The sequence below is a fragment of the Nodosilinea sp. LEGE 07298 genome, from assembly GCF_015207265.1.
In the GTDB taxonomy this organism is placed as follows: Bacteria; Cyanobacteriota; Cyanobacteriia; order Phormidesmidales; family Phormidesmidaceae; genus Nodosilinea.
Map to the genome: position 1 here is coordinate 1 of NZ_JADEXE010000589.1, position 1,246 is coordinate 1,246.

The following is a 1,246-nucleotide window of genomic DNA, read 5'->3' on the forward strand; positions in this document are numbered from 1 at the left end:
GGAGTCACAGGCTCCTGGCGATTTTTCGAGTTTTATCCTGAAAGGTGCGGCGACCCAAGCTACACACGGTTTGCTTAACCTAGGGTGGGACGGTCTGCCACACTTTTTAAGATACAAGGGTGGGCACTGCCCACCAGCCAAGGGTTACGGTGAGTAGGGTGCATTCGCGGCCTAAGGCAACCCTTGCGATATGCAGTGCTCTTTGCCCTGGCCGCAATGCACCGCCAGCGTCAAGATTAATTGTGGGTAGGGTGCATTCGTGGCCTAAGGCAAACCTTGCGATATGCAGTGCTCTTTGCCCTGGCCGCAATGCACCACCAGCGTCAAGCGAGAGGCGCGACATTATAAGCGGTGCATTGCGGCACGAAAGCTCAACCTGGGGGCTTTGCTCATGGTGTGGGGCTGCGAATGCACCCTACCGGTGGAGCAGATTATCGCTCACGGGGATGGCCTCACCATTAACGGGGATGACCTCGCCACCCACGAGGATGACCTCACCACTGGCGAGGATGACTTCACCGCTGGCGAGGATGGCCTCGCCGCTCACGCGGATGACTTCACCGCTCACGAGGATGGCCTCACCGCTGGCGAGGATGACTTCGCCACTCATGAGGATGGCCTCACCACTCATGAGGATGGCCTCACCGCTCACAGGGATGACCTCACCGCTCACAGGGATAACCTCACTGCCCACGAGAATGGCCTCACCACTCACGAGGATGCGGCGCGATCGCTCCTACCTGATGACCATCACCAATGCGCTTGTTAGGATTAACCAAACATTGGCACATCTCCTATGGCTGATATTCAGGTGGCGATCGCAGGGCAAGATGCCGTGGCAACAACGGAGGCACTAGTCTCTTAAGCGATGATAAATCTCTGAAACCCCTATGCACCAGTAGTTTGAGGCAATTACCCCTAAAATCCTGAAAGTGCTTACCTAGAGAGGCTTTTAGCCATCTATCTCCTGTTAGTAGACCAGTGCCTTGGAGTCCTTAGGAGCATTCGCTTCTAGGCATGAGCACTGTAAAGCTATGGTGGTGCCTGAGAATAAAATGATTCAAAATAGAGGCTACGGTGCTTGGTGGTGCAGAAAAGTCCTGAAAGGGTTGTTGTGAAAGGAGTCCCAAATGAGACAGGGTAGATGGGAAGGGGCATTTCATGAGAGGCTTGAATTCCCCAACTCAAGGCCAGTCTCATGGAAACACCCCTCTTGTATCGTCAACTGCAAGACCAATTGAGTCAA

General features: G+C 54.2%; 1 protein-coding gene. It reads left to right on the forward strand.

The features are described from left to right. Nucleotides 1–283: 283 nt before the first annotated feature. Nucleotides 284–769 carry a hypothetical protein gene (locus tag IQ273_RS33265; RefSeq protein WP_228054382.1) on the forward strand — a complete coding sequence of 162 codons (486 nt, stop codon included), beginning with the start codon at nt 284–286 and terminating at the stop codon, nt 767–769. The last annotated feature ends 477 nt before the right edge of the window (nt 770–1,246 follow it).

Bases quoted from the DNA above. Each gene is read 5' to 3' on its own strand.
- IQ273_RS33265 (WP_228054382.1), top strand. From the start codon at position 284: ATGCAGTGCTCTTTGCCCTGGCCGCAATGCACCACCAGCGTCAAGCGA.